Raw genomic sequence first — 21,075 nt, 5'->3', positions numbered from 1 at the left:
GCGCCGCAGGACCGCACCCGACCCGATAACGACAGTCGGGGACAAACAGGTGCGTGCCGCGCCGGGGTGCGCTGGGATGGCCCCGAACCACTGGGAGCGCGGGACGGCTGGGACGGACATGAACCACACGACCGGGGCCACGGGCACGTGTCCCGTTGCGGCACCCGAACCGGGCACGGCCACGGTCCCCGCGCAGGCCGGCAGGCCGGGAGCCGCCGAGGAGCGGTTCCGCGGACTGCTGGAAGCCGCGCCGGACGCCATGGTCATCGTCGACGAAGCCGGCACCATCAGGCTCGTCAACGCCCAGACCGAGGCTCTCTTCGGCCACCGGCGCGAGGAACTCCTCGGCCAGTCCGTCGAAATGCTCGTGCCGCGGCGCCTGCGCGGACACCACACCCTGCACCGCAACGCGTACGCCGCGAACCGGCAGGTGCGCCCGATGGGTGCCGGGCTCGACCTGCACGGACTGCGCCGGGACGGCACCGAGTTCCCGGTCGAGATCAGCCTCAGCCCCCTGGAGACCGCCGACGGGCCGCTGATCTCCGCCGCCGTCCGCGACGTCAGTGACCGCAGAGCCGCCGAGGAGCGCATCAGCGAGCTGGCCGCCCTGGTGGAGTCCTCCCAGGACGCCATCCTCGCCAAGACACTCGACGGGTACATCACCTACTGGAACGCCGCCGCCCAGCGGCTGTACGGATACACCGCCGCCGAGGTCATGGGCCGGCACATATCGCTCCTCGCCCCCAGCGGTCACCGGGAGGAGATCGCCACGCTCCTGGGCCGTCTCCGGCTCGGCGAGAAGGTGGAGCACTTCGAGACGCTGCGCGTGACCAAGGCCGGCGTGCTGCTGGACGTCGACGTCACCATGTGGCCGAGGCGGGCGCCGGACGGCACGGTCGTGGGAGCGTGTGCCATCGTCCGCGACATCGGCGACCGCAAGCGGGCGGAGGCGGAGCTCACCGCCCTGTACGAGCAGCAGCGTCACGTCGCCCTCACCCTGCAACGCAGCCTGATGGGCACCCCGCCCGCCGTACCCGGCCTGGTCACCGCCAGCCGCTACCGCCCCGCCACCCAGGGAGCCGGGGTGGGGGGCGACTGGTTCGACCTGATACCGCTCGGTGCCGGCCGGGTCGGCGTGCTGATCGGCGACGTGATGGGCCGCGGGCTGGAGGCGGCCGCCGTGATGGGCCAGTTGCGCTCGGCGGCGCACGCGCTGGCCAAGACGGGAATGCAGCCCCGGCGGCTGATGCAGGCCCTGGACGCGTGCGTGGCGGACCTGGACGTGCCCGACCAGCTGGTCACCTGCTGCTACCTCGTCGTCGCCGCGGACGAGGCGGAGGTGACCCTGTGCTCCGCCGGCCACCTCCCGGTCCTGGTCGCCGTACCCGGGGACGGGGCACAGCCGCTGTCGGCCCCCGTGAACGCGCCGCTCGGCGTGGGCGACGTCCTGTACGAGCAGTCGTCGGCGTCGGTGCCGCCGGGCGCCACCCTGGTGCTCTACACCGACGGCCTGATCGAGACCCCCGGCTGTGACATCGAGGACAGCCTCGACGCACTCACGGCCACGTGCGGCGCGCTGTTCACCGCGGAACCGCCCGGCCTGGACGTCGTGGCCGACCGCATCCTGTCCGCCCTGCGGCCGGACGCCGAGGGCCACGACGACGACGTCACGCTCCTGCTGGCGCAACTGCCGGCCGCGCCGCTGGCGTCCGTCACGACCACACTGTCCACCCGGCCGGAGTCCGTGCCGGAGGGCCGCTCCTTCCTCGGCGATGCGCTGGCTGCCTGGGACTGCCACGAGAAGGCCGACGACGCACGGCTTCTGGTGTCCGAACTGCTGGCCAATTGCGTCCAGCACGCCCAGGGCCCGGTCACGCTGCACGTGTGCCGCACGGCCGCCGAACTCACCGTCGAGGTGGGTGACGGCAGCCCGCGTCTGCCGGAACCCCGGCGTGCCGGCGAGGACGAGGAGTCCGGCCGCGGGCTCAACCTCGTGCGTGTCCTGGCCGACAGCTGGGGGGTGCGCCCCACCGACGAGGGAAAGACGATCTGGTTCACGCTGCGACTGTGAACGTCCCCGGCCCCGCCCCGCGTCCGGTCCGCGCGCCGACAGGCCCCGGGTGCGCCGCGCTGCCGCGGCGCACCCGGGGCCCGGGGAGGGGTTCAGAGCAGCCAGCGGTTGCGGCTGACGATCGGCAGTCGCGCCCACGCCCTGCCCAGCCCCCACACGGCACCGGCGCCCGCCGCCGCGAGGGCGATCAGGACGACGGCGTAGACGAGGTGGTAGTCGGCGAACGGGTTGGTCGACATGCTCGGCGACCCGTCGGAGAGGTGCTTCGCGGGCGGCCACTCCGCGATCCACATCAGCGCCATCATCACGGTGCCCGCGACGGCGGCGAGCCGCAGTGCGATGCCCGCCGTGAGTGCGAGACCGATACCGAGCAGGCCGAGCATGAACAGCCAGTCGGCCCACGCGGCCCCGGCCCAGTCGTGGAACGTGGACTCCATCGGACCGACGGCCACGCCGCCGAGGAAGCCCTCGGTGGGCGATCCGCCGTCGGTCCAGCCGTTGCCGGACCGGGTGGCGTAGCCCAAGCCGAAGGTCTTGTCGAGGAACGCCCACAGGAAGACGAACCCGGTCAGCAGGCGCAGCCCCGCGAGGGCGTACGCGCTCGTCGCGGTCGTCACTTCCGCGCCGGCCGCCGCCGATGCCGTCCCGGACCTGCGCCGGGCGGGCAGGCGGAATCCCACGTGCCGGTGCGAGTGATCGTGGACTGCCATGATGCTCATCCCCTTCGAGGGTGCTGCGCCTGAGGTCTTCCCGGTTCTCGTTGCGCTTTCAATGTCCTGCGTCCACGGCGTCCGCCGGAGAGGCCGGCAGGCCCGGCCCGCGGTCCGAACGTCCCCTCTCCGCACGGCCTTTCGGGTCGCACCTCCCGGCACGCGGCAGGAGGCCCGATGAGCCCCGCGGTGCCGCATGTGGCGGGAAGGGGAGGTGAGTTCCGGTGCTCCGGCTGTGGCGCCGGCGGAGGCACGGGGCGCGACGGCGCACCGATGTGCCGGAGGCCCGGGTCGCGCCGGCCACGCGCCGCCGCAGCGGGGCCCGGTGCGCGTGGGGGCGCGGCAGCGCCTGACACCGCGCCGTGGCCGCCTCCGCGTCCCCTAGGGGGCGTGGCGCGGAGGGGGCCGCAGGGCGAGGAGGGCCAGGTCGTCGTGCCCGTCGCTCGGGTGCCCGTCGGCCAGAACCCGGCACAGCTCGTCGAGTGGCATGCCGGTGTGGGCCGAGGCGAGGGCGGCGAGTTCGTCCATGCACGCGCTCAGGGGGCGGTGCGGGTGCTCCACGAGGCCGTCGGTGAACAGCAGCACCGTGTCTCCCGCCCTCAGCGGGTGGACGTGGTCGGGTCGCGGCAGCGCGTCGTCGACACCGAGGGGCAGGCCGGGTTCGGCGTGGAGGTACCGGGTGTGCCCGTCGGCGGCGATCACCAGGGGCGGGAGGTGGCCGGCGGTGGACCAGTGCAGGTGCCAGCCGTTCCCGGCGGATTCGACCCGGGCGAGGCAGGCGGTGGTGACCGGGGCCTCGGTGATGGCGTGCAGGGTGTGGTCGAGGCGGTGCAGGACCAGACTGGGCGGGGTGCGGCGGTCGTAGAGCAGGGCGCGCAGCATGTTCCGGATCTGCGCCATGGCCGCGGCGGCCGTCAGGTCGTGGCCCAGCACGTCGCCGATGATGGCCGCGCAGCTGCCGTCCGGGAGCAGCAGGGCGTCGTACCAGTCGCCGCCCAGGTGGTGGCCCGGGGCGGTGGCGGGCCGGTAGACCGCGGCCGCGGAGAAGGGGGCGAGGTCGGGCAGCGTGGGGAGCAACAGGCGCTGGAAGTGCTCGGCGGAGTCGCGGGTCTGCTCGAAGAGCCGGGCGTTCTCGATGGCGATGCCCGCCGCACCCGCCAGCGCGGTCACCACGGCCTCGTCCTCGTCGTCGAACGGCAGGCCGTCGATGCGGTCGCACAGGTAGAGGTTGCCGTAGATCCGCCCGCGCACGCTGATCGCCACCCCGAGCAGGGTGCGCATCGGAGGGTGGCCCGACGGGAAGCCGACGGAGTCCGGGTGGCCCTGCAGGTCCTGTACGCGCAGCGGCTCGGGATGCCGGATCAGGTGTCCCAGCAGACCCCGGCCGTGCGGGAACTCGGAACCGGCGAGGGCCTCGTACTCCGCGTCGCTCAGGCCGAGCGGTATGAACTCCTCGAGAGCTGTCGCGTCGTCGTTGAGCACGCCCATGGCGCCGTAGCGGGCGGCGACGAGTTCCATCGCGGTGCTGACGATGCGCCGCAGCACCACCGGCAGCTCCAGTTCCCGGCTGACGGACAGGACCGCGCTCAGCAGGCCCGACATGCGCCACTGCGCCCGGTCCGGGCCGTCGGCCCGGTCGGTCGTGCGTTCCGGGTACGTCTCCTCACCCGGGCGGGGATCCTCCGGGCGCCGCCGGCCGTCGTCCCGGGCCACGGCCATCCACCTCTTCTCGCCCACCGGGGGGTGGTCGTTCGCGTCACTGCCTCTATGGACATCGTCACCCGTGCTCCCGCCTTCCGCACGCAGGCCGCCGCGCCGGCCGTCGGCGGCGCGGCGGCAGCGGGCGTGTTCAGTGGCCGACGTCCCGGTGGCGAAAGCCCATCAGGCCGAGCGTGGTGAGGGCGGCGGCGAGCGCGGCGAGGAACACCGGTGCCGCGAGGCCCGGGTCGGCCGCGGGCAGGTGGGGGACGTGCTCGAAGGGTGACAGGTCCCGCGCCCAGCCCGGCAGGTCCAGCGCCTGGCCCAGCAGGCCGACGACGAGACAGGCCGTCAGGGCGGCCCAGGCCGCGGCCGTGGCGCGGGGGACGAACCCGAACAACGCCGTCGTGAGGCCCCCGAGCAGCCAGAGGGCGGGCGCGTAGGCGAGCGCCGCGCCGATGAGGCGGGGCACCTGCCCCAGGTCGGAGGCGGCGATGCCGTACGCGAGGCCCGTACCGAGGCCGCCGGCGACGAGCACGAGGACGCTGCCGGCCAGTGTCACCGTCAGATGGCCGGCGGCCCAGTGGCTCCGTGAGACGCGGGTGGCCAGCACCGGCTCGGCCCGCAGTCCGCTCTCCTCGCCACGCAGCCGCAGGGCGGACTGCACCGTGTACCCGGCGCCGAGGAGGGCCAGCACGAGGACGGACTGGGCCAGGTAGGAGTCGGTGAGTCCGGCTCCGCCGTATCCCGTGATCAGCTCCTCCATGGCCTCGTTGTCGGCGATGAAGTCCTCCACGGTGTCGGCGACCGAGCCGTAGGCGAGCCCGGTCAGGAACAGACCGCAGCTCCATCCGATCAGGCTGCCCCGCTGCAGTCGCAGGGCCAGCCCCACCGGCCGCCCGAGCCCTCGTGCGGCGCGCGGCGGCCCCGGGCGGGGAGCCACCAGGCCCGTGCCGACGTCGCGCCGGTCCGACAGCGCGTGTGCCACGGCGACGGCGACGACGGCGAAGACGGCCGGGAGGATCAGCGGCCAGAGGCGTTCCCCCGCGAAGGGCCGGGTCTTCTGGACCCAGCCGATGGGTGACAGCCATGACGCCGTGCCGTCACCGATGTCCCCGACGGCCCGGAGGACGAAGGCGACCCCCAGACAGGCGGCGGTGGCGCCGTGCACCACCCGTGTGTTCTCGGAGATCTGGGCGGCGACCGCGGTGATGCCGGCGAAGACGAGCCCGAGCGCGCAGAAGGACAGGCCGAGGACGACCGAGCCCGTCACGGGCAGGCCCATGAGGATCAGGCCCACCGCCACCAGTGCCCCCACGACCGCGTTCATCGCGGAAACGACCAGCAGGGCGGCCTTGGCGCCGGCGTGCCGGCCGACCGGCAGAGAGCCGATCAGCTCGGCGCGGCCGGTCTCCTCCTCGGCGCGGGTGTGCCGTCCGGTCATGAAGGTGCTCATCAGCGCCACCACGACCAGTCCGAAGGTTCCCACCTGGAAGGCGACCTGTCCGCCCAGCGTGTCGAGTCCCTGGGCCGGTCCGTTGAAGGCGATGGCCGCGGCGTTGTCCTCGCTGACCCGGGCCGCTACGTCGAGGTCGTGCTGGGTGGGGTACAGCCCCTTCACGCTGGCCGCGGTCACGAGCACCAGCAGGGGGACCGCGACGGTCCAGACCGCGACGCGGATCCGGTCCCGGCGCAGGACGAACCGGGCGAGGACCGTGGTGCCGGTCAGCTCCGTCGACGGCGTCATCGCACGTCACCGCCGTGGTGCCGCGGGGCGGAGGGGCGGGGGGCCGGGTCGTCGTCGCCGTAGTGGCGCAGGAACAGCTCCTCCAGCGTGGGCGGCTGACTGGCGAGCGTGCGCAGTCCGAAGCCGGTGAGGTGACGCACGACGTCGTCGAGGTGGTCGGTGTCGACGTCGAAGCGGGCACGGTGGTTCTCGGAGCGCAGGTCGTGGACGCCGGGCAGGGCCTCGAGGCCGGTGACGGTGCGGACCGTCTCGACGTCGATCGCGGTGCGTGTCAGGTGCCGCAGTTCGGCGAGTGTGCCGCTCTCCACGGTGCGGCCGGCCCGGATGATGCTCACCCGGTCGCACAGGGCCTCCACCTCCGCCAGGATGTGGCTGGACAGCAGGACCGTGCGGCCCTCGGCCTTCGCCTCGCGGATGCACTCCTGGAAGACGCTCTCCATCAGCGGGTCGAGTCCGGAGGTCGGCTCGTCCAGGAGCAGCAGCTCGGCGTGGGACGCCAGCCCCGCCACCAGGGCCACCTTCTGCCGGTTGCCCTTGGAGTAGGTGCGTGCCTTCTTCGTCGGATCCAGTTCGAACCGCTCCAGCAGCTCGTCCCGCCTGGCCCGGTCGAGATCACCGCGCAGCCGTCCGAAGACGTCGATGATCTCGCCACCGGTGAGCTTGGGCCACAGGCTGACGTCACCGGGGACGTACGCGAGCCTGCGGTGCAGGGCGACGGCGTCCCGCCAGGGGTGGCCGCCCAGCAGCCGCATCTCGCCCGCGTCGGGCCTCAGCAGGCCGAGCAGGGCACGGATGGTGGTGGTCTTGCCCGCGCCGTTGGGCCCGAGGAAGCCGTGCACCTCGCCCCTCGCCACGGTCAGGTCCAGCCCGTCCAAAGCCCGGGTCCGTCCGAACGTCTTCACCAGCCCGGAGACCCGCACGGCGACGGCCCTGTCCCCGTCCGGTGACGTGTCGTCCTGCGGGACGGAAACCATCGACATCGACGCCTCCTGCGGTCGCTTCCTTCGACGGTGCCGCACGAGGCGACCGCGGCGGCAGGGGCCGAAGGTCCCCGGCGGCCGGCCGGGGAGACCCCGATCGACGAGGCACACCACGAGGCCGGCCGTCACCGGACACGACGCCGACACGCCCGGCGGCCAGGCCGACGGGACGACGGGCCCGGTCCGGTGGCCCGCTCAGCCCATGCCACCGGGAGCGGTCCGGCGGACAATGGGATCAGCGCACCGACTCGGGGACGATCACCCGCGTCACCGCTCGTGATCGTCACCGGAACCCGGAGGGACCGGTCACCATGAGCACGAACACCAGGCCCTCGGCCATGCCGCCCCCCGCGATGACGCCGTCGCCTCATCCGGCGCGGCTGACCGCGACTCCCGACGCCCCGCTGTCCCGCTGGCTGTGGCTGGTCAAGTGGCTGCTCGCCCTCCCCCACTACGTCGTCCTGCTGTTCCTGTGGGTGGCGTTCGCGGGGGTGAGCGTGGTGGCGTTCTTCGCCATCCTCTTCACCGGCCGCTACCCACGGGCCCTGTTCGACTTCAACACCGGTGTGCTGCGGTGGAACTGGCGTGTGGCGTACTACGCCTACGGCGCGCTGGGCACCGACCGTTATCCGCCGTTCACGCTGGCCGACGTCCCCGAGTACCCGACGCACTGGGAGCTGACGTACCCCGCTGAGCTCTCCCGCGGCCTCGTCCTGGTCAAGTGGTGGATCCTGGCCGTCCCGCACTACCTGGTCCTCGGCTTCTTCCTCGGCGGAGCGCGCACGGCCTGGTTCACGGGCGGCCTCATCGGGCTGCTGGCCCTGTTCGCCGGGATCGCCCTCGCCTTCACCGGCCGCTATCCCCGTGGCCTGTTCGACCTGGTGATCGGCCTGAACCGCTGGGTGCTGCGGGTGGCCGCCTACGCCGCCCTGCTCACCGACGTGTATCCGCCCTTCCGTCTCGACCAGGGCGGCCGGGAGCCGGAGGCGTCGTCGTGAGGAGGTGCCCCACATGGACGTCCTCGTCGGGTACGCGACCGCCCACGGCTCCACCCGGACGATCGCGGAGCGGACGGCCGCCGTGCTGAGCCGTGCCGGGCTCACGGCCGGGGCCAGGTCCATGGCGGACGTCGGGGATCCGGGCGCCTACCGTGCGTTCGTCCTCGGCAGCGCCGTGCACGGACAGAGCTGGCTCCCCCCGGCCCGGGACTTCCTGCGGGACCACCTGGACGTGCTCGCTTCCCGGCCCGTGTGGCTGTTCAGCGTCGGCGTGCCCGCGGCTCTGCGGGGTCCGTGGCGCCGCCTGGCCCCCGGGGAGCTGCCGGCGATCGAGGAGGGCCTGCCGCCGGATCTGCGGCCCCGAGGTCACCGCTTGTTCTCGGGTGTCGTCGAACGGGGCGATTTCCCCCGCGCCGGGCGCGTGTTCTTCCGCCTGGTGGGCGGCCGGTACGGCGACTTCCGGGACTGGGAGGCCGTCGACCTCTGGGCCGGGGGTATCGCCGGGGAACTCCGCTCCGCGGAGTGACCGGGACCCGTCGTCCGCGACGACGGGCGCCACGGTGGACGTCCGGGGCCCGAAGACCCCGGTCACGCCGGCCGGCCGGGCCCATCGTCACGCGGGCGGGCGCCCTTCGGCCCTCGTGCGGGACTCCCGCGCGGACCACTCTGGTCTCACGAGGCCGTCCGGCGCGAGGGCGTCCGGCCGACCGAACACTTCTGGAGGTGCCGGCCATGCACGCCCACGGACGGAGACCGATCGTGATCGGTGTCGATCCCGATCCCGGCAAGCGGGCGGCTCTCGCCTGGGCCGCGGACGAGGCGGACCGGCGCCGCCTTCCCCTGACGCTCGTGTGCGCGCAGGGCACACCGCTGCCCGGATTCCGGCTGGAGGGCACCCCGCCCTCGTGGGTGAAGTGGCGCGACGACCTGCACACCGCCGGCAACGACGTACTCGAGCGCGCCGCCGCGTTCGTCGGCACGCGCCGCCCGGACGTGGACACCTCGCTGGTCCTGGCCGAGGGCCATCCCGCCTGGGTGCTGGCCGAGCACTCCCGGCACGCCACCCAGGTGGTGGTCGGCTCCTGGCATCTCGGTGCCGCACGCGAACTGTTCGGCTCCGCGGCCGTCGGCCTGCCGCTGACCGCCCACGCCGCCTGCCCCGTAGTCGTCGTACGCGAGACGGAGCACACCACCCAGCAGCCGCCGTACTTCGTCGTCGGCGTCGACGGCAGCCCCCGCTCCGCCGCCGCCGTCGACCTCGCCTTCGAGGAGGCCTCCCTGCGCGGCGCGTCCCTGCGCGCCCTCCACGTCCGGCACACCCCCCTGCCCGGCGTCCTGGACGAGGACGCCGAGCTCAAGGAATGCCGCCGCCTGCTGTCCGAGACCGTCGCCGGACGCACCGCCGCCCACTCCGGGGTCGAACTCCACCACGAGGTCGTCAGGGGCCACCCGGTGCAGGAACTGACCAAGGCCTCAGCCCACGCGCTCGGCCTGGTGGTCGGCACGCGCGGACACGGCGGCTTCCGCGGCATGCTGCTGAAATCCGTCAGCCAGGGCGTCCTGCACCACGCACGCTGCCCCGTCCTCACCGTCCCCCACCCGCGAGAGCCCTAGAAGGGCCGCACCCTGCCGGACGCCGGACGGGTGCGGCACATCGCCGTCGAGGCGGCCGGGCTCATGCCACGGTGCCGCTCCCGCCGTGCGCGTTCACCACCGGAAGCCCGGCTCCCGCCCACTCCTCCATGCCGCCCGCCACCTCCACGGCGTCGGCGCCGCGCACGGCGAGAAGTTCGACGGCCTGTCGCGAGCGGTCGCCCGATCGGCAGATGACGACCAGCGGCCGCGCCTGGGCACCGGCGGGCAGTCCCGCCCCGGCGGCAAGTGCGGACAACGGCATGTGCACGGCACCGGGCGCGTGCCCGGCCTGCCATTCCCAGGGTTCGCGGACATCGAGCAGCAGGGCGTCGGCCCGCGTCGCGGCCCCGTGTCCCGTGAGTGCGGCGGCCTGCTGGACGCTCACGCGCCCCGGGCCGCCCGGGTTCGGTCCCGAGGTCATTCCGGCTCCGGCACGTGTGTGAAGGAGGCCCGGGCCCCGGGGCCGCCGCCGTGGTCGTGCACGCGCGTCCTCCCCCCGGACGCGGTGGGCATCCCGCCGAAGAGCACGGAGGGCTCCTTCCGTCGACCGATTACCCCCAGGGGTATGCATCGACGGTAACACAGTTACCCGCCGGGGTATCTCCGCAGGTGTGGTCCGCACGGCGCCGGCGCGGACAACGGGCGGCGACGGCGGCGCCGTTCACCGCAGGACCTCCGTCAGCGGGCGCCGGGGCAGGGGGCACACACCGGGGGCGTATCCGAGGCGAAGGATCATCTGGGGGAAGGCGCCAGCGCCGACGGTCTGCCGGATCTGCGCGCGCAGGTGCGGCAGTTCGAGGGGCTGGGTGTGGAAGGCCGCCATCACGTCGTGGGCGGCGGCGTGCAGCAGCACCCGTTCGAGCGCCTGCCCCGCCCGCAGCCAGGCCCGGCGGTCGTCCCGGTCGGTGCCGAGGATCGCGACCAGGCCGCTCTGCCCGTGTCCGCGCCGGGGCGGCGCGGGGAACATGGGGACGAGCCCCGCGTAGTCCCGTCCGGCGAAGGGCAGGAAGTCCGGGTGCTGGACGGTCACGTCGGCCCGGACGCCGTCGGCGCGCGGCCGGGCGAGCCGCCAGGTCCAGGCGGCCTGCTCGGCGACCCGCGCCGGCTCGCCTCGCTGCGCGTCCTCACCGGCCCGCACCAGGGCGGCCAGACGCCGCCGGCCCCCTGTGTCGCCCACGACGTGGAGGTCGGCGCCCTCGACGTGCGCGTGTTCGCTCAGCGCGTCGAGCAGACCGGCCGGCAGCGGGTCCGTCAGGAGCGGACCGCGCACCGTGTGCCGTCGGCGCAACGCGCCGTACAGCCGCTGCTCCTCACCGGTCGGCGGGGCGTAGGCGCCCCACATCACCCTGGCCAGACAGGCGGGGTCCCCCGGGTCCGGGAAGTCCCGCACGACCGGCTTGAAGCCGAGGTGCCGCATGGCGAGGCGGACGTTGAACAGGGCCGCCCCGCAGCTGATGAGCATCTCCCGGCCGTGCGGATCGGCCAGCGGAAGTCTGCGGCCGGCGTCGGCGTGCACCTCGATGCCCCGGTCGCCGTCGGCGACGAACAGCCAGGGCTGGGAGTTGTGCACCGACGGCGCGGTGACGGCCGCGCGGGCCAGGTAGGCGGAGGCATGGCCGGGACGTGCGCTGATGACGGACATGAAGGGGTACCGCCCTTTCTCGAGGAGCCGGCCGGTCCGGTGGGATCAGGGGGAGTGTCCGCCCGGGTGCGGGACGTCTCCCCGGAGCACCGCCAGCCGGCGCCGGTACTCGTCCTCGTCGATGTCCCCACGGGCGAACCGCTCGCCGAGCAGCAGCTCCGCGGAGGGGCGGCCGTCGGGCGGGTGCGGTGCGCCGGGGACACGGCCGACGGCCCTGACGATCAGCACCCCGGCGACGATCAGCAGTGCCCAGAGCAGGGTCATACCGAGGGACATGGCGAACCAGCCCCAGCCGTTCATGCCGTGCCCGTTCCAGTACGTCATCACGGTCCACTTCCTTCCGGCGTCCCGTCAGCCGTGCGGCACGATCGCCACCGGGCGGCCGACATGGTGGATCAGGGCATGCGCGACCGGCCCGGTGCGCGAGCCGATCGGGGAGCGCCTCGTGCGGCGGCCCACCACCAGCAGGCCCGCTCCGCGCGTCGCGCGTTCCAGGACACGGGCGGGGAAGCCCTCGTGCAGTTCCTCCCTGACGAACACGGCGGGGAACTTCCGGTGCCACGGCTCCAGGAGCGCCGAGAGCTCCCGCTCCGCCTCCCGCCGGATCCGTGCCCGCTCCTCGGCATCGACGACGCCCCGCCCGAGCGGCACGTGCCAGGCGTGCACCGCGCGCAGGGGGGCCCGGCGCAGTTCGGCCGCGCGGAACGCGAACTCCAGCACGTCGCCGCAGGATCCGCCGGTGTCGACCGCGACCGCGACGTCACGGTGGGCCGTGTGCGTCGCCGGCTTGTCCGTGTCGTCCGGCAGATGCTCGTTCTCCGCCTTCTCGCCCGCCCGCACGAGGACGACCGGGCCCGTGGCGTGCGCGACGGTGGCCATGGCCACGGACCCGGCGACGAGCCCGCCGACCGCGCCGAGCCCTTGACTGCCGATGACGAGCAGTTCGGCGTTCTCCGCCTCCGCCGACAGGGCCGTGGCGGGCGCCGTCGTCACCTGTTCGGCGGCGATGTACAGCTGCGGATGCCGCTCGTTGATCTGGACGAGCGCGCGGCGCAGCACCTGGCGCGCGTGGTACCGGGGCGAGCCCGGTCCGGGCGGGCGCACCTCGGTGTCGTCCTCGGGCGGTCCCTCCCAGGCCTGCACGAGCCGCAGCGGCAGTCCCCGGCGCAGGGCCTCCCTGGCCGCCCAGTGGGCTGCCGCCATGCTCTCGCGCGAGCCGTCGAGGCCGGCCACGACTGGTTTCGGCACGGGGATCACCTCGGTGGTCTCAGTAGTGGGGCACGACCGCCACGGGGCAGGCGGCCTGGTGGATCACGGCGTGGGTGACCGGGCCGGTACGCGGGATCACCGGGCGTTCGGTGAGCCGGTGTCCGACGACCAGCAGTTCCGCGCCGGACGCCGCCTCGGCCAGGGCCGCCGCGGGCCTGCCCTCGGCCACGGTCTCGAGAACGTCGACATCGGGGTACTTGTCCCGCCACGCCTGGAGCACGGCGGAGAGGAAGCCCAGCCATTCCCCGGCCCGCTCGGGACCGCCCACCAGGCCGATCTCGCCGGGCCCCAGGGTGAACGGGTCGGGCATCCGCCAGGCGTGCAGGACCCTCAGCCGCGCGTGGCGCGCACGGGCCGCCTCGAAGGCGAACCCGACGACCTCGTCGCACGGTTCCGTGACGTCGACACCGAGGACGACGTCCCGCTGTCCGGTGGCGGCCACGTCCTGGCCCTCACCAGCCGGGCCGGCGGCTCGTACGAGGACGACGGGCCCGGTGGCCTGCGCCGCGACCCCGAGCGCGACCGACCCCACGAGCAGTCCGCCGAGACGGCCCAGCCCGCGGGAGCCCAGCGCCAGCAGTTCGGCGTGGCCCGCCGCCTTCACCAGGGCGGCGGTCGCCGGGCCCTCGGCCTGCTCGTGGTGGACCCGCACGTCGGGGCACGCCGCCCGGACGCGTTCCTCCGCCTGTCGCAGGACCCGGCCGGCCCGGTGCCGCGCGGCCGCACCGGCGGTCGCCGCCTCGTTCCGGCCCGGGTGCCAGTTCCGCACGTGCAGCAGGCGCAGTGGCCGTCCGCGGCGGACGGCCTCACGGGCCGCCCACTCGGCGGCGGCGAGGCTCTCGGGGGAACCGTCGACCCCGACGGCAACGGGTGACAGCATGACGCCCACCTCCGGAAAAGGCCTTCCCCCTTATCAGGGTCGCGCGGGCGCCGTTCTCGTGGCAGGGGCCACCGGGTCCACCCGGAGGGCCATCAGGCCCACTCCCCCGCCCGGCCGCTCGCGCCGACGAGGCACTCCGGCCCCCGCTCCCCCGAGGTCCTGTCGGGACGGTCGGCCCTGTCTTGTGCCCGCCCAGTCCCTGGGCGGGCGCGGACCGCAGGCGGGACGCTGAAGCCGCAGGATTCCCTGGGAGTTCGCGTCGGCCCGGCCGACGGGGCCCCGACCGTTCGAGGAGGATCAGCGATGAAGGCCACCAGGGTCGGTGCCGTCATGACCACCGACGTCGTCACCGCCGCGTACGGCACCCCGTTCAAGGAAGTGGTGCGCAGGCTCGAGAACCACGGCATCAGCGGCCTCCCGGTGATCGACGAGGACGACAGGGTCATCGGTGTGATCTCCGAGTCGGACCTCGTGCTCCACCAGGCGCGCTCCGCCGGGCCCGGCGCTGCGGCCGGTGGGTGGGCGGACCGGCTGCGGAAGCTGAGCCGCCGCGTTCGCCGGGAGGCGGCCAAGAGCCGCGCACGGACGGCCGGCGGAGTGATGTCCGCGCCGCCCGTCACCGTACGGGCCGACGCCACCGTCACCGAGGCGGCCCGGCTCATGACGGAGCGCGGCGTCGAGCGGCTTCCGGTGGTGGACGAGGAGGACAGGCTCACCGGCATCGTCACCCGGCGCGACCTGCTCCAGGTCTTCCTGCGCAGCGACGACAGCATCGAGCGCACCGTGCGCAAGGAGGTCCTGGGGCGCACGCTGTCGCTGGGGCCGCATGCCCTCGCGATCACCGTCCGGGACGGCGTGGTCACCCTCACCGGTCGACTGGAGCGACGCAGCGACATCGGCGTCGCGCTCGGCACGACGGGCCGCGTGGACGGTGTCGTCGCCGTCGTCGACCAGTTGTCGTACCGCGTCGACGACACCCGTCTGCGGCCGGCCGGACAGGCCGCCGTGCACGGCGTGGCCGACGACTGGATCCGCCGCCTGTGAACCGGACCGCGGTCGCCGTCCCGGCAGCCCTGCCGGGACGGCCTCCCCAACGGCCGGAGCGGTCGCCGTGGACGCCGTGAGCGCCGTGGACGCCGTGAGCGCCGTGGACGCCGACGGGTACCGAGGCGTCCACGGCGCGCCCCCGCCGCACCCGGGAGACGCCGGACCGGCCGGTCCCGGTCAGTCGTGGGGGATCACCGCGACGGGCGCGACGGCGTACTGGAGGACCGCCTGGGTCACCGGGCCGATGTGCAGTCCGAGCGCGGCATGGCGGGTGCGGCGGCCGACGACGACCAGCGAGGCGTCACGGGAGGCGTCCGTCAGATGGGTGCCGGGCCGGCCGATCACGCACTCGTCCGTCACCTCGACATCGGGATACTTCTCGCGCCACGGGCGCAGGACGCCGACCAGGTCCGGCGGCGGGGTGTCCCCGTCGTGGATCACGCGAAGGCGCGCGGAGCGGCGGGAGGCGGCGTCGAAGGCGAACCCCAGGACCGCGTCGTGGGGGACGTGGAGACCCAGCACGACGTCGCGGCGCCGGGCGCTCCCGGCGCCGCACTCCACGGCCGGGCGACCGTCCGCCGCCGCGCTCACCAGGATCACCGGCTGACCGGCCCTGGCCACGACGGCCGACGCCACGGAGGTGAACAGGAACCCGGCCGCGAGGCCCAGCCCCCTGGATCCGAGCACCAGCAGCCCGGACTCCTCCGCCGCGGCCACGAGCCCGGCCACGGTGCGGCCGTCGAGCCGGTCCGCGCCGATCCGCAGGCCCGGGTGACGGTGGGCGAGGCGGTCCCGCACCTCGCGCAGCATGCGCGCCGAGCGGTCGTCGCCCGGCGGCGCGACGGCGTTCCCGGCGAACGGCACGAAGGAGGAGGGCCGCTGCTCGCCGACGTGGACGAGACGCAGGGCCGCCCCGCGCAGGGCGGCCTCGCCCGCGGCCCAGCCGGCGGCGGCGAGGCTTTCGCGCGAGCCGTCAAGTCCGACGGTGACGGTGGGGGACCTCATGGAGCCTCCTGGTGAGATGTGGTTCCACTCTCGCGGCCCCGGCGGACGGCGGAACGTACCGCAGATCCCCGAGCGGACGGCCCGGGGCCGCGCCTCGGAGGCCCCCGTCTCCCGGCTGCTGCCGGGAGACGGGGGCCCGCCTGCGGTCAGGCGTCACCCTCGCGGTGCGGCACCACGGCGACCGGGCAGGCGGAGTGGTGCAGGAGCCCGTGAGCGACCCGGCCGAGCTGGAGTCCGACGTGCCCGTCCCGGCGCCGGGCGCCCACGACCAGCAGGTCGGCCCGGTGCGAGGCGTCCAGGAGGACCCGGCGGGCGTACCCCTCGACGGTGCGCCGGTACACCCGGAGGTCGTCGGGGACGTCCCTCAGCGCCGTCTCGAGCTCCTCGGCCGCGCGCTCCTCGTGCAGGCGGGCGGGCTCACCGGTGATCAGGGGATGGTCGACGCTCTCGCGCGCGGGGCACCGCCAGGCGCGTACGGCCTCCAGGGCCACCCCGCGCCGCCGGGCCTCCGCGACGGCGAACCGTACGGCCGCCGGGTCCTTGACGTCCTCGCCCACTCCCACGACGACACGGCCGTGCACCGGCGGCGTCGCCTGGTTGTCGTGGCTGCCGCGCAGCACGATCACCGGGCAGTCGGCGTGGGCGGCGACGGCCAGACTGACCGAACCGAGCAGCATCTCGGCGACGCCGCTGCGGCCGCGGGTGCCCACGACCAGCGCGGCGGCGTGGCGGCCCTCGCGCACCAGGGCGTACTCCGGTTCCTCGGGCACCACCTCGACGGTCACCCGCAGGCCGGGGTGCCGGGCGAGGGCGCGCCGGGCCCCGGCCTCGGCGACGTCCCGCGGCGACGGCGGCCCGGCCGGGCGCTCGACGTCCCGGGCGAGCGCGGACCCCTCGTACCGGTCCCAGAGGTGGGCGTACACCACCCGCAGCGACACCCCGCGCAGCACCGCCTCGTCAGCCGCCCAGTCGACGGCCCGCAGGCTCGGCTCGGAGCCGTCCACCCCCACGACCAGATACTCGCCGTCTCCTCGTCCGACCGCTGCGTTCATGATCCTCAATCCTTCGTGTAGGGCGTTCGGCCGTGGGCGACCACGGCGACGGGGGCGGTGGCGTGGTGCAGCCCCGTATGGGTGACGGTGTGGGCGCGGAGGGGGCTGCCGCGGCGCGACTCGATCATCTCGGCGTGCTTCTCCCCGCGGGTCTCCCCGCCCGGCGGCGCCTGTGCCACGGGCTCCCGGACGTGCGCAAGGAGCAGCCGCGAACCACGCGGCCGGCCCCACGGACCGCCCGCTCGGCGGCGGCACGGCTCTCGAGCGCCCCGTCGAAGCCCACCGTGACGGTGCGGGACATGACATCCACCTCCAGAGCCGGGGTCCTTCCGATCCCAGAATGGCCGCGCGGGACGTCCCGGTGCAGAGACCGCAGGTCCCCGGCCGCGGGCCGAAAGGCCCTCACCGCCCCGACCGGACCGGCGGAGGTCCCGGCCTGACCTGCCACGGACTCCCGCCTGAGGCACGATGGTCATGGCGGGTGCACGACGTGTCGGACTCGCTCCGGTCGCGCACGGCGAGCCGGACCGCCACGCCCCTCGACGACCGAGGAGGGCTCGATGTCCACGAAACAGACCTGCCGACGGCGGCCTGACGTCCGGGCGGCCGGGCCGGGGGCGCTCTGCGCCGCGACCGCGCTGTACTCGCTCTTGATCCGGCCGCGGCTGCTGACCTGGGGTGCGACCGGGGAGGAGACGGGCCGCGCCTACCCCGGCGACGAACTCGTCCCCGAGGCCGACGGTTCGTCGGTCATGGCGACGACGCTCCCCGCACCCCCCGAGGAGGTCTGGCCGTGGCTGGTGCAGATGGGCTGCGACCGCGCCGGCTGGTACAGCTGGGACCGCCTGGACCGGTACGGGGAACCGAGCGCGGACCGCATCGTCCCGGAGTGGCAGAACCTGACGGTGGGGCAGCAGCTCCCGGCGACCCGGGACGGCCGGTCCTGGTTCACGGTGGCGCGTCTGGAGCCGAACCGGACCCTGGTGCTGAGCTCGGACCTGAACCTCGCCGCCGGCCGCTCCTTCGTCCGGGGCCGGGACCCCGTTCCCCGGGCGCGCATGACGGGGGTCTGGGGCTTCCACCTCCGGCCGGATCCGCACGGCGGAACCCGTCTCGTGGTCCGTACCCGCGGCCAGGGGCGGCCCCGGTTGCTCACCCGGCCCGTCGACGTGCTGCTGGGAGAACCGGCGCACGTGATCATGCAGACCCGCCAGTTCCACAACCTGCGCGGCCGTGTCGGGACGAAGGCGCTCCGGGAACCGGCGGACGCGCCCCGGTGACCCGCGGCACCCCGCCGGTCCCCCTGCCCCGGCGGCCGGAGCAGGGGGGACACGACGCCCGGCAGGCACGCAGGAGACGAGGAGGTCCGCAGTGTCGGAGACCCCGCACATCGTGAGCGACGTGATGACCCAGACGGTCGTGGCGATCGGGCGCGACGCGCCCTTCAAGGAGATCGTCAGGACGATGGCGCAGTGGCAGGTCAGTGCCATGCCGGTGCTCGAGGGCGAGGGACGCGTCGTCGGCGTCGTCTCCGAGGCCGACCTGCTCGCCAAGGAGGAGTTCCGCGACAGCGATCCGTCCCTGCTCGAGGACCGCCGGCGCCTGTCCGACATCGCGAAGGCCGGGGCGGTGACGGCCGGGGACCTCATGACCGCCCCTGCCCTGACGATCCACTCCGACGCCCCCCTGGCCCAGGCCGCGAGGATCATGGCCGTCCGGCACGTCAAACGACTGCCCGTGGTCGACGAACTGGGCATGCTCCAGGGGATCGTCAGCCGGGCGGACCTCCTGAAGGTGTTTCTGCGGCCGGACGAGGACATCGAGGAGGAGGTGCGCCGTACGGTGGTGTCGCTCCTCTTCCCGGCCCTCACCCACGCCGTCCACGTGCAGGTGCACGAGGGCGTCGTCACCCTCCGCGGGAACATCCACGACACCTCGCTCATCTCGGTCGCCGTCCGGCTCGTCCGCGCGGTGGAGGGGGTCGTGGACGTCGAGCCCCGCCTCACCGGCGGGTCCACCCGCCCGGGCACGCCCGAGCACCCCGCGTGAGCAGCCGTTGCGCCCCCGGACCACGGGTGGCTCGAAGGAATCCCAGCCGACGCGCGGCGAACAGCACGGCCGTCAGCAGCCGGCAGTGAAGACACAACCGCGTCGTCGCCTCCGGGACTGCCGGCGTGCGTTGCACCGTGTGCTGCTCGGAGAAGGGAAACGGGTGGGCCCGGCGCACGCCGTACCCGGGCACGGCCACCCGCCGTGGGCGGGCCGGAACGGGTTCAGGTCATCGTCTCCCCGCCGTGCCGCTGGGCGTGCTGGGCTGGTTCTGCCTCGGTCCGGGCCGGGACCGACCGGTCACCAAGGAACCCACCGCGCCGACACGTCGCCTCCGAACGCCTGGCCGCGAGAAACGCCACGCCCTCGTGCCGTCGATGACGTCCCCTCGACGGAAAGGAGTGGCCGCCCGCTCCCGGAGCCCCGGCGTCGACGAGCGCATCCCTGAGAGGTCGGCCCATGAGGAAATCGCGTGCTCTGACGGGGGGATGGTGACCCGGACCGTGTGGGTGGCCAACGAAGAGGACGCCGGCCTGACCGCGATCGACGCCTCCAGCCACCGGGTGGCAACCACGGTGAAGGGCATCACCGGCCACCGCGGACGCCGGCAGTGTGACGTGCACGGGCCGGCCGCGCTACGGCCCCCAAGAGCCCGTGGTGCACGAACGACTCACCTGCGACCATGGCCGCGACGCTGATGTTCGGGGTGGTCTCTGGTTCCCGGACACCCGCTCCGGGTTCATGGCGCCCGTCGCCGTCGCATCCTTGTCCGCGGGCCGGTCACAGACCGGGCGCGCCCCACAGGGGAAACCACCGGTTCAGGTCCTGCTCGACCCGTAGGTCGTCCTTGACCACGGCCTTGACCTGGAGTTCCAGCGGGTTGTCGCGCTTGTGGCCGGGCAGCGGCGCGAAGGGATAGAAGGCTCCACGCTTGTAGAGGTAGACGAGGGCAAGGGGGCGCAGCTCGGCATCCTGGAACGTCACCAGGGAGCACAGGAGCTGCGGGCCGAACCCGCTGTCCTGCAGGGCACTGTTCACCGCGTGGAGGTCGTTGACCAGGGCGGGCAGGTCACCGGGGTCACGGCGGGAGACCAGCCAGGAATAGCCGTAGCTGTCGCGGCTGAACCCGACGGGGAGACCACGTCGTTCGGGGTCCGCGTCCAGCAGGGCCCGTACCTCCTGCTGGACCTGTGCGAAGGCCCCGCCCTCGATGGAGGCGAAGCACACCGAGCCGGCTCCGGTCGGAGTGAAGCCGATGGCCGCCTGCAGGGTGATCGCCGCCGAGGGCAGGCCGAAGAGCTGGTCCAGGTCGGGCTTGACGGGCCGGCTCCGGCCGAACAGCACGTCCAGGAAACCCACGGGATCACATCCTTGTCATGGTGCCGCCCCGCCGCCCGGCTCGCCCAGCTCGGCGGAGAGCTCCGCGAGCGCCTCCAGCCGTCGCTCCAGGCTCGGATGGGTGGAGAACAGGTGGGCCACCGCCGTGCCGGGCCCGAGAGCGGGGGTGAAGAAGAACGCGTTGAACGCCTGGGCGGTGCGCAGGTCCTGGGTGGGAATGCGAGCTACGTCCCCGCTGACCTTGGTCAGTGCGGAGGCCAGGACGGAGGGCTTGCCGGTGAGCATGGCGCCGGCGCGGTCGGCGGCCAGTTCCCGGTACCGCAACAGCGCCCGGATGAGCAGGAAGCTGATCGCGTAGACCAGGGCGGACACGGCCATGACGAGAGCGAGCACGGCGGCGGTGTTCTGGTCGCGGCTGCGGCCGCCGAACAGCTGGGAGTAGAAGGCGAAGCGGACGACGAGTCCAGCGATCACTCCCAGGAACGAAGCGATGGTGATCACCGCGACGTCTCGGTGCGCGACATGGGACAGCTCGTGGGCGAGAACGCTTTCGAGTTCCTCGGTCTCCAGCCGTCTCAGCAGCCCGGTGGTGACACAGACCACGGCGTGGTCGGCGTTGCGGCCGGTGGCGAACGCGTTGGGCAGGTCCATCGCCGAGACCGCCACCCGGGGCTTGGGCATGTCGGCGGTGGCGCAGAGCCGGTCCACGACGCCATGCAGCTCAGGCTGCTCCTCTGCTGTGACGAGGCGGCCGCGCATGGCGTACAGAGCGATCCTGTCGGAGTACCAGAACTGCGCCAGCAGCAGCCCGCAGGCGATGACGACCACCACGACCACGGACTCCAGCAGCACGATCAGCGCGGCGATGAACGCCACGTACACCAGCCCGAGCAGGAACATCGTGACCGCCATGCGGGCGGTCAGCTGCCGGTCGGGCTCGAATCGGCTGCGCAC

General features: G+C 74.1%; 21 protein-coding genes. 7 read left to right on the top strand and 14 right to left on the bottom strand.

The genetic code is table 11. The features are described 5' to 3' along the window. Nucleotides 1–118: 118 nt before the first annotated feature. Nucleotides 119–2,071, top strand: coding sequence for a PAS domain S-box protein (locus F1615_RS19000; protein ID WP_167533794.1), 1,953 nt, complete (start codon nucleotides 119–121; stop codon nucleotides 2,069–2,071). Between the two features lie 92 nt (nucleotides 2,072–2,163). Here the strand turns inward: F1615_RS19000 and F1615_RS18995 are convergent, their stop codons facing one another. From F1615_RS18995 to F1615_RS18980, 4 genes are all read right to left on the bottom strand, one after another. Next, on the bottom strand, nucleotides 2,164–2,781 hold the full coding sequence (locus tag F1615_RS18995) for a DoxX family membrane protein (RefSeq protein WP_149550186.1): 618 nt from the start codon (nucleotides 2,779–2,781) through the stop codon (nucleotides 2,164–2,166). A gap of 381 nt (nucleotides 2,782–3,162) precedes the next feature. Next, on the bottom strand, nucleotides 3,163–4,500 hold the full coding sequence (locus F1615_RS18990) for a GAF domain-containing SpoIIE family protein phosphatase (protein WP_208818363.1): 1,338 nt from the start codon (nucleotides 4,498–4,500) through the stop codon (nucleotides 3,163–3,165). Nucleotides 4,501–4,630: 130 nt separating this feature from the next. Continuing rightward, complete coding sequence (locus F1615_RS18985) at nucleotides 4,631–6,226, bottom strand: ABC transporter permease (protein WP_149550185.1); 1,596 nt, start codon at nucleotides 6,224–6,226, stop codon at nucleotides 4,631–4,633. After that, nucleotides 6,223–7,206 carry an ABC transporter ATP-binding protein gene (locus F1615_RS18980; RefSeq protein WP_280118898.1) on the bottom strand — a complete coding sequence of 328 codons (984 nt, stop codon included), beginning with the start codon at nucleotides 7,204–7,206 and terminating at the stop codon, nucleotides 6,223–6,225. The genes F1615_RS18985 and F1615_RS18980 overlap by 4 nt, the downstream gene beginning before the upstream one ends. A 311-nt stretch (nucleotides 7,207–7,517) precedes the next feature. Here F1615_RS18980 and F1615_RS18975 point away from each other — a divergent pair, with 311 nt between their 5' ends. From F1615_RS18975 to F1615_RS18965, 3 genes are all read left to right on the top strand, one after another. Then, nucleotides 7,518–8,204: a DUF4389 domain-containing protein gene (locus F1615_RS18975; protein ID WP_149550184.1), complete on the top strand. Its 687-nt coding sequence runs from the start codon at nucleotides 7,518–7,520 to the stop codon at nucleotides 8,202–8,204. A gap of 13 nt (nucleotides 8,205–8,217) precedes the next feature. Continuing rightward, nucleotides 8,218–8,730 (top strand): flavodoxin domain-containing protein, encoded by a 513-nt coding sequence (locus F1615_RS18970; RefSeq protein WP_149550183.1) that lies wholly within the window; start codon nucleotides 8,218–8,220, stop codon nucleotides 8,728–8,730. Between the two features lie 206 nt (nucleotides 8,731–8,936). After that, the gene (locus F1615_RS18965) at nucleotides 8,937–9,818 is read left to right on the top strand and encodes a universal stress protein (RefSeq protein WP_149550182.1); all 882 of its coding nucleotides are present in this window, start codon (nucleotides 8,937–8,939) and stop codon (nucleotides 9,816–9,818) included. Between the two features lie 61 nt (nucleotides 9,819–9,879). Here F1615_RS18965 and F1615_RS18960 read toward each other — a convergent pair whose 3' ends face one another. The 5 genes from F1615_RS18960 to F1615_RS18940 form a co-directional block, all read right to left on the bottom strand. Next, nucleotides 9,880–10,260 carry a rhodanese-like domain-containing protein gene (locus tag F1615_RS18960; protein ID WP_149550181.1) on the bottom strand — a complete coding sequence of 127 codons (381 nt, stop codon included), beginning with the start codon at nucleotides 10,258–10,260 and terminating at the stop codon, nucleotides 9,880–9,882. A 240-nt stretch (nucleotides 10,261–10,500) separates the two neighbouring features. After that, nucleotides 10,501–11,481 (bottom strand): Acg family FMN-binding oxidoreductase, encoded by a 981-nt coding sequence (locus F1615_RS18955; RefSeq protein ID WP_149550180.1) that lies wholly within the window; start codon nucleotides 11,479–11,481, stop codon nucleotides 10,501–10,503. A gap of 45 nt (nucleotides 11,482–11,526) precedes the next feature. Beyond that, on the bottom strand, nucleotides 11,527–11,805 hold the full coding sequence (locus F1615_RS18950) for an SHOCT domain-containing protein (protein ID WP_149550179.1): 279 nt from the start codon (nucleotides 11,803–11,805) through the stop codon (nucleotides 11,527–11,529). A gap of 27 nt (nucleotides 11,806–11,832) precedes the next feature. Then, complete coding sequence (locus F1615_RS18945; protein ID WP_149550178.1) at nucleotides 11,833–12,729, bottom strand: universal stress protein; 897 nt, start codon at nucleotides 12,727–12,729, stop codon at nucleotides 11,833–11,835. Nucleotides 12,730–12,748: 19 nt separating this feature from the next. Then, nucleotides 12,749–13,630, bottom strand: a complete 882-nt coding sequence (locus F1615_RS18940; protein WP_149550177.1) for a universal stress protein — start codon at nucleotides 13,628–13,630, stop codon at nucleotides 12,749–12,751. Nucleotides 13,631–13,933: 303 nt separating this feature from the next. Here F1615_RS18940 and F1615_RS18935 point away from each other — a divergent pair, with 303 nt between their 5' ends. Then, a complete protein-coding gene (locus tag F1615_RS18935) occupies nucleotides 13,934–14,674 on the top strand; it encodes a CBS domain-containing protein (RefSeq protein ID WP_149550176.1) in 741 nt (246 codons plus the stop codon). Nucleotides 14,675–14,854: 180 nt separating this feature from the next. Here F1615_RS18935 and F1615_RS18930 read toward each other — a convergent pair whose 3' ends face one another. The 3 genes from F1615_RS18930 to F1615_RS35960 all read right to left on the bottom strand — a co-directional run bounded on the left by F1615_RS18930 (nucleotide 14,855) and on the right by F1615_RS35960 (nucleotide 16,913). Further along, a complete protein-coding gene (locus tag F1615_RS18930) occupies nucleotides 14,855–15,682 on the bottom strand; it encodes a universal stress protein (RefSeq protein ID WP_149550175.1) in 828 nt (275 codons plus the stop codon). A gap of 146 nt (nucleotides 15,683–15,828) precedes the next feature. Further along, nucleotides 15,829–16,734 carry a universal stress protein gene (locus F1615_RS18925; protein ID WP_149550174.1) on the bottom strand — a complete coding sequence of 302 codons (906 nt, stop codon included), beginning with the start codon at nucleotides 16,732–16,734 and terminating at the stop codon, nucleotides 15,829–15,831. Nucleotides 16,735–16,739: 5 nt separating this feature from the next. Then, the gene (locus tag F1615_RS35960) at nucleotides 16,740–16,913 is read right to left on the bottom strand and encodes a hypothetical protein (protein WP_208818354.1); all 174 of its coding nucleotides are present in this window, start codon (nucleotides 16,911–16,913) and stop codon (nucleotides 16,740–16,742) included. A gap of 381 nt (nucleotides 16,914–17,294) precedes the next feature. On the opposite strand from F1615_RS35960, the gene F1615_RS18915 reads away from it, so the two are divergent. Together F1615_RS18915 and F1615_RS18910 are read left to right on the top strand one after the other, a co-directional pair. Continuing rightward, nucleotides 17,295–18,014: a hypothetical protein gene (locus F1615_RS18915; RefSeq protein ID WP_208818353.1), complete on the top strand. Its 720-nt coding sequence runs from the start codon at nucleotides 17,295–17,297 to the stop codon at nucleotides 18,012–18,014. Between the two features lie 91 nt (nucleotides 18,015–18,105). Next, the gene (locus tag F1615_RS18910; protein ID WP_149550173.1) at nucleotides 18,106–18,783 is read left to right on the top strand and encodes a CBS domain-containing protein; all 678 of its coding nucleotides are present in this window, start codon (nucleotides 18,106–18,108) and stop codon (nucleotides 18,781–18,783) included. 780 nt (nucleotides 18,784–19,563) lie between these two features. Here F1615_RS18910 and pspAB read toward each other — a convergent pair. Together pspAB and htpX are read right to left on the bottom strand one after the other, a co-directional pair. Then, the gene (gene pspAB, locus F1615_RS18900) at nucleotides 19,564–20,142 is read right to left on the bottom strand and encodes a PspA-associated protein PspAB (RefSeq protein WP_149550172.1); all 579 of its coding nucleotides are present in this window, start codon (nucleotides 20,140–20,142) and stop codon (nucleotides 19,564–19,566) included. 15 nt (nucleotides 20,143–20,157) lie between these two features. Then, nucleotides 20,158–21,075: a zinc metalloprotease HtpX gene (gene htpX / locus F1615_RS18895; protein ID WP_149550171.1), complete on the bottom strand. Its 918-nt coding sequence runs from the start codon at nucleotides 21,073–21,075 to the stop codon at nucleotides 20,158–20,160.

Origin of the sequence: Streptomyces marokkonensis (assembly GCF_008312835.1) — a bacterium.
In the GTDB taxonomy this organism is placed as follows: Bacteria; Actinomycetota; Actinomycetes; order Streptomycetales; family Streptomycetaceae; genus Streptomyces; species Streptomyces marokkonensis_A.
This window is presented reverse-complemented; position numbering and strand designations above follow the sequence as displayed.

Excerpts from the sequence above, each read along its gene's own strand:
- F1615_RS18995 (WP_149550186.1), bottom strand. The coding sequence starts at position 2,781 with ATGGCAGTCCACGATCACTCGCACCGGCACGTGGGATTCCGCCTGCCC.
- F1615_RS18985 (WP_149550185.1), bottom strand. The coding sequence starts at position 6,226 with ATGACGCCGTCGACGGAGCTGACCGGCACCACGGTCCTCGCCCGGTTC.
- F1615_RS18980 (WP_280118898.1), bottom strand. The coding sequence starts at position 7,206 with ATGTCGATGGTTTCCGTCCCGCAGGACGACACGTCACCGGACGGGGAC.
- F1615_RS18975 (WP_149550184.1), top strand. The coding sequence starts at position 7,518 with ATGAGCACGAACACCAGGCCCTCGGCCATGCCGCCCCCCGCGATGACG.
- F1615_RS19000 (WP_167533794.1), top strand. The coding sequence starts at position 119 with ATGAACCACACGACCGGGGCCACGGGCACGTGTCCCGTTGCGGCACCC.
- F1615_RS18935 (WP_149550176.1), top strand. The coding sequence starts at position 13,934 with ATGAAGGCCACCAGGGTCGGTGCCGTCATGACCACCGACGTCGTCACC.
- F1615_RS18970 (WP_149550183.1), top strand. The coding sequence starts at position 8,218 with ATGGACGTCCTCGTCGGGTACGCGACCGCCCACGGCTCCACCCGGACG.
- F1615_RS18925 (WP_149550174.1), bottom strand. The coding sequence starts at position 16,734 with ATGAACGCAGCGGTCGGACGAGGAGACGGCGAGTATCTGGTCGTGGGG.
- F1615_RS18990 (WP_208818363.1), bottom strand. The coding sequence starts at position 4,500 with ATGGCCGTGGCCCGGGACGACGGCCGGCGGCGCCCGGAGGATCCCCGC.
- F1615_RS18965 (WP_149550182.1), top strand. The coding sequence starts at position 8,937 with ATGCACGCCCACGGACGGAGACCGATCGTGATCGGTGTCGATCCCGAT.
- F1615_RS18960 (WP_149550181.1), bottom strand. The coding sequence starts at position 10,260 with ATGACCTCGGGACCGAACCCGGGCGGCCCGGGGCGCGTGAGCGTCCAG.
- F1615_RS18940 (WP_149550177.1), bottom strand. The coding sequence starts at position 13,630 with ATGCTGTCACCCGTTGCCGTCGGGGTCGACGGTTCCCCCGAGAGCCTC.
- F1615_RS18915 (WP_208818353.1), top strand. The coding sequence starts at position 17,295 with ATGTCCACGAAACAGACCTGCCGACGGCGGCCTGACGTCCGGGCGGCC.
- F1615_RS18955 (WP_149550180.1), bottom strand. The coding sequence starts at position 11,481 with ATGTCCGTCATCAGCGCACGTCCCGGCCATGCCTCCGCCTACCTGGCC.
- F1615_RS18950 (WP_149550179.1), bottom strand. The coding sequence starts at position 11,805 with ATGACGTACTGGAACGGGCACGGCATGAACGGCTGGGGCTGGTTCGCC.
- F1615_RS18930 (WP_149550175.1), bottom strand. The coding sequence starts at position 15,682 with ATGAGGTCCCCCACCGTCACCGTCGGACTTGACGGCTCGCGCGAAAGC.